The sequence below is a fragment of the Nocardia mexicana NBRC 108244 genome (assembly GCF_001613165.1).
GTDB lineage: Bacteria > Actinomycetota > Actinomycetes > Mycobacteriales > Mycobacteriaceae > Nocardia > Nocardia mexicana.
In genome coordinates this window covers 1-13579 of record NZ_BDBV01000018.1, presented here as the reverse complement: position 1 = coordinate 13579, position 13579 = coordinate 1, and the positions used below count along the sequence as shown (strand labels likewise).

The following is a 13579-nucleotide window of genomic DNA, read 5'->3' as shown; positions in this document are numbered from 1 at the left end:
GAACTGCCGGCCATCGAGATCGAACCGATGGGCCCGGCCGATATCGGCCGCTGTGCCGAGCTGGAGAAACTGCTGTTCCCCGAGGACGACCCGTGGCCGGAAGTGGCGTTCGAGTCCGAACTCGCGGGTGCGCACAACCGGTATCTGGTGGCCCGCGAGGCATCCGGGCGGATGGTCGGCTATGCCGGGATCGCCCTGCTGGGCCCCGCCACGCATCCCGAGGCCGAGATACACACCATCGGTGTCGATCCGACCCTGCACCGCGGCGGCATCGGGACGCTGCTGCTGCGGGCGCTGCTGGCCGAGGCCGGAAAGCGTGGCGGCCCGGTATTTCTCGAGGTGCGCACGGACAACGCACCGGCGATCGCGCTCTACGAGAAGCACGGATTCCACATCATCGGCCTGCGGAAGAGTTACTACCAGCCCAGCGGGGCCGACGCGTTCACCATGCGCCGCCCGGCGGTGACCGGATTCCCGCACCCGGGCACCTCGCACAGTTCAGAGGTCCTGTCATGATCGTCATGGGCATCGAAAGCTCGTGTGACGAAACCGGAATCGGCATCGTCCGGTGGCATCCCGACGGCCCGGAGGGCAAGGGCCGCTGCGAGCTGCTCGCCGACGAGGTCGCCTCCAGCGTCGATCAGCATGCGCGTTTCGGCGGCGTGGTCCCGGAGATCGCCTCCCGCGCACATCTGGAGGCGGTCGTGCCCGCGATGCGGCGGGCGCTGTCGACCGCCGGTGTGACCAGGCCCGACGCGCTCGCCGTGACCATCGGTCCCGGCCTGGCCGGTGCGCTGCTGGTGGGGGTGGCGGCGGCGAAAGCCTATGCGGCGGCCTGGGATATCCCGTTCTACGCGCTGAACCACCTCGGTGGCCATGTCGCCGTGGACACCCTCGAACACGGCCCGATGCCGCCGTGCGTGGCGCTGCTGGTGTCCGGCGGCCACACGCATCTGCTGCACGTCACGGACCTGGCCGAACCGATCGTGGAATTGGGCAGCACGGTCGACGACGCGGCGGGGGAGGCCTTCGACAAGGTGGCGCGCCTGCTGGGCCTCGGTTTCCCGGGCGGTCCGGCGCTGGATGCCGCTGCGGCGCACGGTGATCCGACCGCCATCATGTTTCCGCGCGGCATGACCGGTCCGCGCGATGCGCGCTACGACTTCTCGTTCTCGGGCCTGAAGACCGCGGTCGCCCGCTACGTCGAGGCCGCTCAGCGCGCGGGTACCGAACTGCCGATCCCGGATATCGCGGCATCGTTCCAGGAATCGGTCGCCGACGTGCTCACCAGCAAGGCCGTTCGCGCCGCCCAGGACGTCGGCGTGGACACGCTGGTGCTCGGCGGCGGCGCCACCGCGAATTCCCGCATCCGCTCGATGGCCGAGGAACGCTGCGCCGCGGCCGGTCTGACGCTGCGTGTGCCCAAGCCGCGGCTGTGCACCGACAACGGCGTCATGATCGCGGCCCTCGGCGCCCATGTGATCGCCGGCGGCGCCAAGCCCTCCGCTCTGACCGTCGCCACCGACCCCGGCCTCCCTGTCTCCACCAGCCAGCTTCGCTGAGGGGGTTTCGGAGTCAGTCGGCCGGTTGCACGGGCGCCATGCCCGCGGAACCCGAGTTCGCCTTCGGCAATATGGGGCGATTGGGTGAGGGACTGGGAGTGGGGGCAGCCGTACCCGTACCCCGGGGAACGGTGGTTTCGGGCGTTGTGGTGCCCATCAGGGGGCCGAACAGGCGCGGCAGATCGGGTAGCGGGATCTGCGGCAGGTTCGGATCCGGACGCAGTGGCGGTGCGGTGGTGGTGGGAGGCTGGTTCGCGGTGGTCGTCGGGAGCTGACCGGACTCCGACGGGGACGACGGCACGGAGCTCCCGGCGGGCTGTCGGCCGGGCTGAGTCTGGCCCGGCTGGGTCTGCCCGGCGGTGGTGGTGGAGCCGCTCGTCGTGGGCGTCGGCGTCGCCGGGGTGGTGAGTTGGGCGGTATCGCTGGTGCCCACGGGGCTGACGTCGTGGCCGTCGGCGGGGACCAGTTCCTTGATGCCGTAGCCGACCACCAATCCCACCACCACGACCGCACCGGCCAGCGTGCCGACCAGCTTGGTGAAGGTGCCGGTGGAGGCGTCGGAACCCAGGCTGATCACCGGGAAGGCCGACGGCTGCGCCGAATCCGCCACCAGCGCAGCGCCTTTCGCCGTCGCGGCCTCGGGCTCCGGCACGGTGAGCACCGGAATGTCGAGCAGTTCGTCCAGACCGGCGACGACGGTGGGGATATTCGCGCCGCCGCCGATGACGGCGACCGCCTCGGGCAGCTTCGGCGCGCGGGCGAACACCGCGGCGGCGAATACCGCGGCCTCGCGCACCAGGTCCGCGATCAGCTCCTCGAAGTCGGCGCGGGTCAGCTTCAGCGGCTGCCCTGCGACGTGGTCGATGGTCACGGCCGGGGCGATGGACAGATGCTCCTTGGCCGCGCGGCTGCGGTTGATCAGCATGCCGCGATTGGGGCGGGTGCCGCGGCGGGCGAAATGGCAGTCCAGCAGGTGGTGGTAGATGAGCTCGTCGACGGCGGTGCCGCTGAGGGCGGTGGTGCGCTCGGAGCGCAGCGTGGTGTCGTCGGCCAGGTCCGCCACGGTGACGGTCATGCCGGAGGCGCCCAGGTCGATGATCGCGACCGTCTCGTACCGGTCGAGCAGGCCGGTGTGGCGCAGATACGTGAGGGCGGCGGTGCTTTCGGGGATGAGCTGAACGTCGCGGCGCTGACGGCCGATCGCCGAGCGGATCGCGACGGCCTGTTCCCGGTCGCGGTAGGCGACCGCGATCGCCCCCGGTGGTCCGGCGGCGGTCTCGGGGTGCAGGGCCGGGAGCCCGGCGGTGTGCGCGCCGACGGGGTGCACGACGTCGCGGGTGGGCATCTGGGTCGTCATCAGTTCGATCGACGACGCCACCAGATCACCGAGATCGGAATGTGCGGCGTCCGCCGACACGACCCGATAGTCGAAGCTTTGAGCGCCGTTCGGAGCGGTGGCGACGAGTGCCGAGCACACCACTTCGTTCCCGGCGGAGATGCCGAGGGATGTTCGCATGTTCACCTCCCTTCGAGCGGATGGTCATGGTGTCGCCGACCATCTCGAACGGACAGCGCGGGCGCCCGCATGGATGGCGGCCGACCCGAGCAGTGCATCCGGCCGGGGCCCTCGTCCGTTCGGGTGTCGGGACCGGCCTACGATCACTTGCGGTCTTGCTCTCGTCTCAGGCGTGCGCGATGGTCGTCGCGCGGGTGGGGTGAAGCAGTTGTGTCGAGCTCGGCGGATCACGTGACAGAGCGCTACCGGGCAGGGCGTGGGTCGGGCAGGGCAACATCACGGAGCCGTCGTCCATACTGTCACAATCCGTTATCCGAACGTTACAGATTTCGAAGATGAATTGCCACGCCTTTGGGCGTGTTGCAAACGTCGCGTCGGCAACAGAGTTCGGCACTACCCAGCCTTGAGCGCTGGCACTCACGTGTATAGAGTGCTAGGTGGCACTGCGGATGTTGCTCAGGTGCCAGCTATGACTGCTGAGCAGGGGTCCCGGCACCCGCGACGACGGGGCTATGCACAGGGTCGACACCATGACCGAAACCGTGAGTCCGGGGAACCGCCCCGGACGCGACGAATCCCCTGAAAGTGGAGGGCTCAACGTGGCGAGCGTGAACATCAAGCCGCTCGAGGACAAGATCCTCGTCCAGGCCAACGAGGCCGAGACGACGACCGCCTCCGGCCTGGTCATCCCCGACACGGCGAAGGAAAAGCCCCAGGAGGGCACCGTCGTCGCCGTCGGCCCCGGCCGGTGGGATGACGAGGGCGAGAAGCGCATTCCGCTGGACGTCAAGGAAGGCGACGTCGTCATCTACTCGAAGTACGGCGGCACCGAGATCAAGTACAACGGCGAGGAGTACCTGATCCTGTCGGCGCGCGACCTGCTGGCCGTCGTCGACAAGTGATCCAGCCGTTACGGCACTGATCCGACACTGCCCCGGTGCCCGCACGTGTGGGGCCGGGGCAGTTGTCGTTCATTCCCCTTCCACATCAAGGACTTAATCAATGGCAAAGCAGATCGAGTTCGACGAGAAGGCTCGCCGGGCGATGGAACGCGGCGTCGACAAGCTTGCCGACGCGGTGAAGGTCACGCTGGGCCCGCGCGGCCGGCACGTGGTGCTGGCCAAGGCTTTCGGCGGTCCGACGGTGACCAACGACGGCGTGACCATCGCCCGCGACATCGACCTCGAGGACCCCTTCGAGAACCTGGGCGCGCAGCTGGTCAAGAGCGTCGCCACCAAGACCAACGACGTCGCCGGCGACGGCACCACCACCGCCACGGTGCTGGCCCAGGCGCTGGTCAAGGGCGGCCTGAAGAACATCGCCGCGGGCGCCAACCCGATCGCGCTGGGCGCGGGCATCAGCAAGGCCGCCGACGCGGTCTCCGAGGCCCTGATCGCGGCCGCCAAGCCGGTGTCCAGCGAGTCGGCGATCGCACAGGTCGCCACCGTCTCCTCGCGTGACGAGGAGATCGGCGAGATGGTCGGCAAGGCGCTGACCACCGTCGGCAAGGACGGCGTGGTCACGGTGGAGGAATCCTCCCTGGTGAGCACCGACCTCGTGGTCACCGAGGGCGTGCAGTTCGACAAGGGTTACCTGTCGGGCTACTTCGTCACCGACCACGACAAGCAGGAGGCGGTGTACGAGGACGCCCTCATCCTGCTGCACCGGGAGAAGATCTCCTCGCTGCCGGACCTGCTGCCGCTGCTGGAGAAGATCGCCGAATCGGGCAAGCCGGTCGTGATCATCGCCGAGGACGTCGAGGGCGAGGCGCTGTCCACCCTGGTCGTCAACGCGATCCGCAAGACGCTCAAGGTCGTCGCGGTCAAGGCGCCGTTCTTCGGCGACCGCCGCAAGGCCTTCCTGGACGATCTGGCCACCGTCACCGGCGGCACCGTGATCAACCCGGACCTGGGCATCAACCTGCGCGAGGCGGGCCTGGACCTGCTCGGCAAGGCGCGGCGCGTGGTCGTCTCCAAGGACGACACCACGATCGTCGACGGTGCGGGCACCCAGGACGCCATCGACGCGCGCATCGCCCAGCTGCGGGCCGAGATCGAGGCCACCGATTCCGACTGGGATCGCGAGAAGCTGGAGGAGCGGCTGGCCAAGCTGTCCGGCGGCGTCGCGGTGATCCGTGTCGGCGCGGCCACCGAGACCGCGCTCAAGGAGCGCAAGTACCGCGTCGAGGATGCGGTGAACGCGGCCAAGGCGGCCATCGAGGAGGGCATCGTGCCCGGTGGCGGCTCCGCGCTGGTGCAGGCGGCGGCCAAGCTGGTCGAGCTGCGCGACTCGCTGTCGGGCGACCAGGCCATCGGTGTCGAGGTGGTGCGCAAGGCGCTGCAGGCGCCGCTGTACTGGATCGCCAGCAACGCCGGTGTCGACGGTGCCGTCGTGGTCAGCAAGGTCTCCGAGGGCAAGGACGGCTTCAACGCCGCCACCCTCACCTACGGCGACCTGGTGACCGACGGTGTCGTGGATCCGGTCAAGGTGACCCGCTCGGCGGTGCTGAACGCCGCCTCGGTCGCGCGCATGGTGCTCACCACCGAGAGCGCCGTGGTCGAAAAGCCGGCCGAAGAGGACGAGCACGACCACCACGGTCACTCGCACTGAGTGGTTTAACGAAACGCGGGCCGTTCACATCTCGGATGTGAACGGCCCGTTCGTATTTCCGGAGTGTGGCCCGACCATCGTTCGCCATCGACTGTTCATCCGGGTTCCGGCATTGCCGGCCGGGGAGGTTCAGAGATGGGCGGTGGAATCGGTTCCGTCGTGGTTGCGGGTGACCCGGTGGGGGTGGCGGGCGGCCGCCGCGGGAGCCTGGTCCTCGGCGATGGCGGCCAGCAGACGATCACGGAGCGAGGCGGGCGGCTGGTCGGCCGACGCCGAGGAGAACACGGTGAGAGCTTCTCTGGTTAGCTGCACTTCCCTGTTGAAGTCCGCGCGCAGTCGATCGTCACCCGAGTCGAGTAGCTGTTGCACCGCGCGCTGGTCCTCGTCGCCGATCGATCCGAGCGCGACCGCGTGCGCGAGATCGATCTGGCTTTCGTTCATCTCACGTCACTCCCAAACTCTTCTTCAGTCGTGTCAACCCATCGCGGATACGAGACTTAACGGTCGGTAACCCTACGCCGAGATACTCCGCCACTTCCGCATAGGTCCGGCCGCCGAAGTAGGCGAGCGAGATGGCCTCTCGCTGCGTCTGCGTCAGGGTGGCCAGACCCTCCAGTACCGCTTGCTGTTCGAGTCTTCGTCCTACTTCTTCGGTGACCTCGTCGAATTCGTTACCGAGAGCGCTTGCGCCATAAGCGACCTCGCGCTGGGCGTGCGCCTGCTCGGCACGGACTCGGTCGACCGCCCGGCGGTGGGCGAGCGTCATCAGCCAGGTGACCGCCGAACCCTTGGCGGCGTCGAAGTTGGCTGCGGTACGCCAGATTTGGAGGTAGACCTCCTGGGTCGTCTCCTCCGCGTAGCCGGGATCGTGTAGGACGCGCAGCACTAGCCCGAACACCCGGGCGCACGTTCGGTCGTACAGCTCGGCGAATGCCTGCTGATCCGATCGTCCGCAGCGCACGAGAAGCGCGGCTAGTTCGATACTTTCGGCTGCGCGTGCCGTCACCGCAGAGTCTGTGCGGGGTGTCTCCACCCGCTCGTCCCCGTCCCCGACTGCCTGTTGGAACGAGTCGCCCTCTGCGGCCGGCGGCCGCGTTGTCACAACGCTCCATTCTGTGTCATCGGCCACTACCGTAGCGTGCCGCTATGACCTCCTCTCGGGTGGGGTGTCGGCAAACCGACTGTGGCTCAGCGGTTTTCGGACATTTCTCGACACGCCGGGGGAGTCTTTGGAGGGACACGCCGCGACACGCCGGAAAATCTGCGAAACGCTGTGTCTAATTCCGCGTACACGGGGCCCTGTGTAGGTGAACAGAATGCCTCCATCGGGCCGGACCGTGTACACCGGGACCACAGGTGGCAAGGCTTCTGGCCATCTCGCGGCAGGCTGACCGGCGGTGACCGGATGGGCCTGCGCGCCTGTGTCGGTGTTCACCGGCCGGTAGCTCAGTGGCCGGGTGTTTGCTAGGCATTCGGCGCCCCGCGCGATCCGGATGGGAGGAATTTCGGAGTGCGCCCGTCGGCGCCGGTGGGGCGGTCGGTTCAGACGGTCACGCGGCGGCGGTTGCGCCGCGCGTGCATCTCGCGTTCGGTCTCCGACATCCCGCCCCAGATCCCGTACGGCTCGCTGACCTTCAGCGCGTGGCTGCGGCACTGCATGAGGACCGGGCAGGTGCGGCAGATCTCCTTGGCACGCAGCTCGCGTTGCGTGCGGGCGCGGCCGCGCTCACCATCGGGGTGAAAGAAGACGGCGGAGTCCACGCCGCGGCACGAACCGCGCATCTGCCAATCCCAGATGTCGGCGTTCGGACCGGGGAGGTGAGTGGGCATGGGCATGGTGAACTCCTAGTGGTGCGAGCTCGTCGGCGTTGTCGAGCGGTGCTTGTCAGCAGCGGTCTGTCCGGACCCGGGCGCGGCGGGCCGGATGAGACCTCGCCGAGATCGGGCTCGGACCGTGTCGCCGGAGCCCCGGCGATCGCAGTTCGTGGTCGCCGCAATTTCGCACGGCGCCGACGACGGCGATGACGTACGTTAGGACGCGCGGCGAAATCCAGTCAATAGTTTGTCCGTCGCCGATTTCAATACCGGCGGATCTCAGATTTAACCTTCCTGCTATTTACATCGAGCCCACCGATAGCGATACTGTTCGGTTGGCCAAGTTGGTTGGTGTCTCGGTGAAAGCTGTGAGATCTCATAAATAAGCTGGTCATACTGCATTTCGTTGAAACAATGGGGTTTCCGAGGCGTTGCCTGCCTGGGGTGTGGTATGTGACGGGCGACACCGTTTGGATGATTGTCCGCGAGCGGAGATGGCCGCATCGAGGCGTCCAGGTTAATTATCCGAAAAGCATACGAATTCCTAACATACGTGCTGGGTGATAGCCCGTACCGGTTTTACGAGATGGAAACATCTCGGTGGCTTTCTTCACGCTGAACGGTTGCCCGCAGTTCGTTGCGGCGCCGGGGCCGCGGCGGTACGCGGCCGGATAGGGTGCGGCGGTGGATCAGTTTTCCGCGGTGCCGAATCGGTGGCCGTCCGCACGTGACACGGTGTTCGCCGAGGCGGCCTTCGGCGCTCGCCCCGGCATCGCCGCTGCCGAATTGCCCGCGGCCGCCTCCGCCGCCGAATCCTGGCTGCGCGCGGTCGTCCTGGGTGGCCAGGGCCGCTATGCCGCCGCCCGCGCCGAACTGCGGCGCACGCAGCGCGGCAGCCGGGATCCGGTGCTGCGCTCGCTGGCCGTGAGCACCGAGGCATCGCTGCTGCGCCAGCTCGGGTGGCACGCGCGCGCCGCCGTCGCGGACGGCCGGGCGGTGGGGCTGGTGCTGGCGCCGGACTCGCGAGCGGCGGCCGATCCGGTGCGTGCGGAGGCCATTTGCGACGGGTTGACCGGGCTGGCCGCCGATGCGCTCGGGACCGCCCGGCCGAATCTGGCCGCGCGGCTGCTGGATCGTTGCCGGGCATTTCTTCCGGCTCCTTCCCAGGGGCAGCGCACAGTGTTGCGCTGGCACTGGGTCGCGGCCGAAACGGCCCTGGCCGCTCCGGGATCGGGTCTGATCGCCGAGCCCGCGCTGCGGCATGCCGAGACCGCGCTGGCCATCGCCGAGGACGGTCCCTCGGTCCGGCATCGGGTCAAGTCCCGTCTACTGGTCGCCGCCGCGGCCGCGGCGGCCGGAAATCTCGATCGAGCGCGCGAAGAGGCCGCGACGGTGTCCGCGCAGTGCCGCGAGAACGAACTGCTGCCGCTGCGGTGGGCTTGCGCGATGCTCCGTTCGGGGGTGGCGGCGGGGCCCGAGGCCGAGCGGGCGGGCGCCGAGGCAAGGGCGTGCGCTGAGGACCTTGCTGGTCGGGGCGGTCTGCTGCGGTAGTGGCCGGGTTCCGCGGCGGCCGCTGATCCCCGTGTTGCCCGGTGCACAAAGGGAAGCCGCTATTGTTGGACGCGTTCCGCCGACCGGCGGAAGCACTGGTCACGAACCGACCGTGCCACTTGTAACGCCAGGAATATCTCTGACGATGACGAACACGGGCGAGGAGTTGGACGCCGCCGTCGCTGCCGCAGGGCAGGGCGATCGTTCGGCTTTAGCCCAGGTACTGGAGATCATCCGCCCGTTGGTAGTTCGCTACTGCCGTGCGCGGATCGGATCCGCGGAGCGTGGGCAGCTCTCCGCGGACGACGTTGCGCAGGAGGTCTGTCTGGCTGTGATGACGGCCCTGCCTCGTTATCAGGATCAGGGTCGGCCGTTCATGGCTTTCGTGTACGGAATCGCTTCGCACAAGGTCGCCGACGCCCATCGTAATGCCGCCCGTAACAAGGCGGATGCGATGGCCGAAGTACCAGATGTCATATCCACCGACCAGGGGCCGGAGCAGCGCGCTCTCGATTCCGAAACGAGCCGGCAGATGAACAGTTTGCTGGCGACGCTTCCGGAGAAGCATCGAGAGATCCTGATCCTGCGTTTGGTCATGGGTCTGTCAGCAGAAGAAACTGCTGTCGCCGTGGGCAGTACGGCGGGAGCTATACGGGTAGCCCAGCACCGGGCGCTCGCGAAACTGAAGTCACAAGTGGCGAGGGCAGGTGAAATGTATGGCTAGGGATGGCGAGCGCGGTCGGGGCGACTGGAAGGCGCGGCTTGGATCGCACAGCAGCGATCCCTACGCCGAGGCATCCGGTGATACGGGGCCGGTCGACATTGCCGCGGTACGCCGCGACGATGCTCTGATCGACGCCATCGCCGGCGACGGGGCCGTGACGACGGACAGCGCCGAGGAATATCAGCTCGCGACTTTACTCGCGAACTGGCGGGCAGAGATCGTCGACGAACCGTTACCGGCCGGGCCGGACCTGGATGCTGTTGTCGCGTCGGTCAATCAGGAGATCGGTGCGCGGCAGGCGAGGGTTAACGTCAATCGGCGAAGCCATCTGCGGCTGATCCGTCCCATCATGGGTGCGGCCGCCGCACTCGCCCTGATCATGGGCGGAATGACGGCGTTCTCCTACAGCGCCCAGCCCGGCGATCCGCTGTGGCGGGTCAAGGAGGTGGTGTTCAGCCAGCAGGCGCAGACCACCATCGCCCAGCGCGCCGAGGACGATATGACCAAGGCCGCGACCCTCATGGATCAGGGTCGCCCGGAACAGGCGAAGGCCCTGCTGGCCAGCGCCGGCAATACCGCCACCCAGGTCGACGACAACCAGCGCAAGAACGAGCTGGAGCGCCGCTGGAACGAGCTGTGGGCGCAGCTGAATACGGTCGCGCCGGAGATCGCCGCGTCGCTGACGCCGCCCAATCCGCCGAAGTCGACCGGCCGGCCGACCCCGACCACCGAGGTGCCGACCACCGGATGGCCGACCGGCGGCGCGACCAAGCCCAGCACCACGGTCGATCCGCGGATGGCTCCCAATCCCGAGACGGACGAGACGGCACCGGGCGGCACCAAGCCGGGTACCACCCTGCCCACGACGCCGTCGCTGCCGACCACCGGACGGCCGACCACCCTGCCGCACACGCAGGACCCGCCGACCAACGAACCCACCGCCGGGCCGAGCACCATCGGCTCGACGGGGGCGTCGATCCCGGAGATCCCGACGCAGCGCACCCTGCCGGACCAACCGACGTTCCGCCCGACACAGCCGTCGGCCGGGTCACCCAGCATCGGGTCGCCGAGTATCGGCATCGTGCCGCCAGGGGGTTCGGTGCCCGGCGGGATCAGATAACCGGGTTCGGGAACCGCGGCCGGATCCGGCCGCGATCGAGCCATTCACATCGTGCATGAGAGTCGTGTCGTGCATGAGTCGTGCGGGCGTGAACGCACAACGCATCAACCGATCGCCGACCGGCGGTCGGCTTGTTCTGTCTGCGCGCCGGAATCAGGCTGTCGCCCGGATGCCGGAGTCAGGCCTCGAAGCCCTCGAACCCGTCGCCGTGCAGTGCCTCGTTCATCGACGCATCGGCATACCCGCGGCAGTAGTCCCACGTGACGTAGGCCTCCGGCGTCGGGTCGTATGCGGGCTCGTGCGGGCGCACCGTGCCGTCGACCAGCAGCTGAAGCAGGTTGGCGCGCAACATATCCCAATCGTGATAATGATCCTGCCGACAGTCCTCACAGCTGACCACGAGCCCGCGGATACCGCGGTGCGCCAGTAGCGCCTCGTAGACCGCGAGGTCGGCGAGATCCTCTTCGACCGCTAGCCGCTCGTGAGGATCCAGCGGCTCCCCCGGCTCGATGGCATCGAGCGCGGCCGACGGGTCGGAGGGGTCTCCGGCGAACGGATCCGGCGGCAGGCCAGGTGGTAGATGGTCACGCACAATCCCACGGTACGCAGAACAGGGGTGCCTGCGCCAGCGCTGGGATGAAGTTTTGGCCGTGTCAGATGCCGCCGCCATCGATGTCTCCGGCCTACGTTGCCTGTAAGGCTCGGTTTTTCGCAACCCACGGTGGTGCGCCGACCGCAACCGCGTGGTGCGTCGCGGTTGCTCGGGGTTGTCGGCGTGTCGCATCTGACGGGTGTGGCGGAGATAACTGCGCCGAGTCGCGTGGCCGTTCGATTTGCGCGGTCGATACCATGGACGGAACAGGTGCCGGGTATCGATCTTCGGCTCCGCCAATCCGCCAGATGTTCGCGATCCGGGTGGTTCCCCGGTTCGTTGCTTTCGAGGTCCAGGAGGGGTCGATCCGATGAGTAGTCCCGTGATGGGCGAACGCGCCGTCCGCCCTCATACGGGTGGTGACGATCCGAACAAGATCGCCATGCTCGGCCTCACGTTCGACGACGTGCTGTTGCTGCCGGCCGCTTCGGATCTCATCCCCAGTTCGGTGGAGACCTCCAGCCGGTTGACCCGCGAGATCACCCTGCGCACCCCGCTGGTGAGTTCGGCGATGGACACCGTCACCGAGGCCCGCATGGCGATCGCGATGGCCCGCTCCGGCGGCATGGGTGTGCTGCACCGCAATCTCGCCGCCGTCGACCAGGCGGCCGCGGTGGAGACCGTGAAGCGGTCCGAGGCGGGCATGGTAACCAATCCGGTGACCTGCCGCCCCAGCGATACGCTCGCCGAGGTCGACGCCATGTGCGCGCGCTACCGCATCTCGGGCCTGCCGGTGGTGGACGAGACGGGCGAGCTGGTGGGCATCATCACCAACCGCGACATGCGTTTCGAGGTCGACCAGGACCGCCGGGTCGAAGAGGTGATGACCAAGGCGCCGCTGATCACCGCGCAGGAGGGTGTGACCGCCGAGGCCGCGCTGGGCCTGCTGCGGCGGCACAAGGTGGAGAAGCTGCCGATCGTGGACGGCAACGGCCGACTGCGCGGGCTCATCACCGTCAAGGACTTCGTCAAGACCGACCAGTACCCGAATGCCACCAAGGACCGCGACGGCCGGCTGCTCGTCGGCGCGGCGGTCGGCGTCGGCGAGGATTCCTGGTCGCGCGCGATGACCCTGCGCGACGCCGGGGTGGACGTGCTGATCGTCGATACGGCCCACGGCCACCAGGCGCAGGTGCTGCAGATGGTCGCCAAGCTCAAGACCGAGGTCGGCGACCGCATCCAGGTGGTCGGCGGCAATGTCGCCACCCGCGAGGGCGCGGCCGCGCTCGTCGAGGCCGGTGTCGACGCGGTCAAGGTGGGTGTCGGGCCCGGCTCCATCTGCACCACCCGCGTGGTCGCCGGGGTGGGGGCGCCGCAGATCACCGCGATCCTCGAGGCCGTCGCCGTCTGCAACCCGGCGGGCGTCCCGGTGATCGCCGACGGCGGCATCCAGTTCTCCGGCGACGTCGCCAAGGCCATCGCGGCGGGCGCGTCGACCGTGATGCTGGGCTCGCTGCTGGCCGGCACCGCCGAATCGCCCGGCGAGCTGATCCTGGTGGGCGGCAAGCAGTTCAAGAGCTACCGCGGCATGGGCTCGCTGGGCGCCATGCAGGGCCGCGGCCAGGGCAAGTCCTATTCCAAGGACCGCTACTTCCAGGACGACGTGCTGGCCGAGGACAAGCTGGTGCCCGAGGGCATCGAGGGCCGGGTCCCCTTCCGCGGCCCCGTCAACCAGGTGATCCACCAGCTCGTCGGCGGCCTCCGCGCCGCCATGGGCTACACCGGCGCCCAATCCATCGCCGACCTGCAACGCGCGCAGTTCGTCCAGATCACCGCGGCGGGCTTGAAGGAAAGCCACCCCCACGACATCACGATGACGGTGGAAGCCCCGAACTACACCGGCCGCGGGAAGGGCTGAGTAAGCCGACCAGGCCGCGCCGAGAGCCCTACGGCAGAGCGTCTCTGTACCCCCACCAACTGAACCACTCTCCCAACCCCGGCCGCGAAGCGATAGCCAAAGCAACTACACCTGGGCGGTTTTCGGCGCGTCTCGAGTTTCAGGCGCCGCTGCGCATGCGACGAAGGAGCG

Annotated in this window: 13 protein-coding genes; 8 read left to right on the top strand and 5 right to left on the bottom strand. The window is 68.3% G+C overall.

Annotated features, from left to right (window positions below; genetic code table 11):
* The first annotated feature begins 27 nt into the window (after positions 1-27).
* Positions 28-516 (top strand): ribosomal protein S18-alanine N-acetyltransferase, encoded by a 489-nt coding sequence (gene rimI / locus NM1_RS05955; RefSeq protein WP_068014924.1) that lies wholly within the window; start codon positions 28-30, stop codon positions 514-516.
* Complete coding sequence (gene tsaD / locus NM1_RS05950) at positions 513-1562, top strand: tRNA (adenosine(37)-N6)-threonylcarbamoyltransferase complex transferase subunit TsaD (protein WP_068014763.1); 1050 nt, start codon at positions 513-515, stop codon at positions 1560-1562. Before rimI ends, tsaD begins: the two co-directional genes overlap by 4 nt.
* Before the next feature lie 13 nt (positions 1563-1575).
* On the opposite strand, the gene NM1_RS05945 is transcribed toward tsaD, so the two are convergent.
* On the bottom strand, positions 1576-3078 hold the full coding sequence (locus NM1_RS05945) for a DUF7159 family protein (RefSeq protein WP_068014761.1): 1503 nt from the start codon (positions 3076-3078) through the stop codon (positions 1576-1578).
* 599 nt (positions 3079-3677) lie between these two features.
* Here NM1_RS05945 and groES point away from each other — a divergent pair.
* Both groES and groL read left to right on the top strand, forming a co-directional pair.
* On the top strand, positions 3678-3980 hold the full coding sequence (groES, locus tag NM1_RS05940; RefSeq protein ID WP_068014759.1) for a co-chaperone GroES: 303 nt from the start codon (positions 3678-3680) through the stop codon (positions 3978-3980).
* Positions 3981-4080: 100 nt separating this feature from the next.
* A complete protein-coding gene (gene groL / locus NM1_RS05935) occupies positions 4081-5688 on the top strand; it encodes a chaperonin GroEL (RefSeq protein WP_068014757.1) in 1608 nt (535 codons plus the stop codon).
* 129 nt (positions 5689-5817) lie between these two features.
* Here groL and NM1_RS05930 read toward each other — a convergent pair whose 3' ends face one another.
* From NM1_RS05930 to NM1_RS05920, 3 genes are all read right to left on the bottom strand, one after another.
* A complete protein-coding gene (locus NM1_RS05930) occupies positions 5818-6129 on the bottom strand; it encodes an RskA family anti-sigma factor (protein WP_068014755.1) in 312 nt (103 codons plus the stop codon).
* A gap of 1 nt (position 6130) precedes the next feature.
* Positions 6131-6694, bottom strand: a complete 564-nt coding sequence (locus tag NM1_RS05925) for a sigma-70 family RNA polymerase sigma factor (protein ID WP_174556846.1) — start codon at positions 6692-6694, stop codon at positions 6131-6133.
* Between the two features lie 536 nt (positions 6695-7230).
* The gene (locus tag NM1_RS05920; protein WP_068014753.1) at positions 7231-7524 is read right to left on the bottom strand and encodes a WhiB family transcriptional regulator; all 294 of its coding nucleotides are present in this window, start codon (positions 7522-7524) and stop codon (positions 7231-7233) included.
* Positions 7525-8187: 663 nt separating this feature from the next.
* Here NM1_RS05920 and NM1_RS05915 point away from each other — a divergent pair.
* The 3 genes from NM1_RS05915 (at position 8188) to NM1_RS05905 (ending at position 10898) form a co-directional block, all read left to right on the top strand.
* Positions 8188-9054: a hypothetical protein gene (locus NM1_RS05915; protein ID WP_114699511.1), complete on the top strand. Its 867-nt coding sequence runs from the start codon at positions 8188-8190 to the stop codon at positions 9052-9054.
* A gap of 145 nt (positions 9055-9199) precedes the next feature.
* The gene (locus NM1_RS05910) at positions 9200-9778 is read left to right on the top strand and encodes a sigma-70 family RNA polymerase sigma factor (protein ID WP_068014750.1); all 579 of its coding nucleotides are present in this window, start codon (positions 9200-9202) and stop codon (positions 9776-9778) included.
* Entirely contained in the window at positions 9771-10898 is a 1128-nt protein-coding gene (locus NM1_RS05905) for an anti-sigma-D factor RsdA (RefSeq protein WP_114699510.1), read from the top strand. Before NM1_RS05910 ends, NM1_RS05905 begins: the two co-directional genes overlap by 8 nt.
* Positions 10899-11076: 178 nt before the next feature.
* Here NM1_RS05905 and NM1_RS05900 read toward each other — a convergent pair whose 3' ends face one another.
* Positions 11077-11490: a DUF5319 domain-containing protein gene (locus NM1_RS05900; protein WP_068014746.1), complete on the bottom strand. Its 414-nt coding sequence runs from the start codon at positions 11488-11490 to the stop codon at positions 11077-11079.
* 370 nt (positions 11491-11860) lie between these two features.
* Between NM1_RS05900 and guaB the strand changes: the two genes are divergently transcribed.
* Entirely contained in the window at positions 11861-13408 is a 1548-nt protein-coding gene (guaB, locus tag NM1_RS05895; RefSeq protein ID WP_246011129.1) for an IMP dehydrogenase, read from the top strand.
* Positions 13409-13579 lie beyond the last annotated feature (171 nt).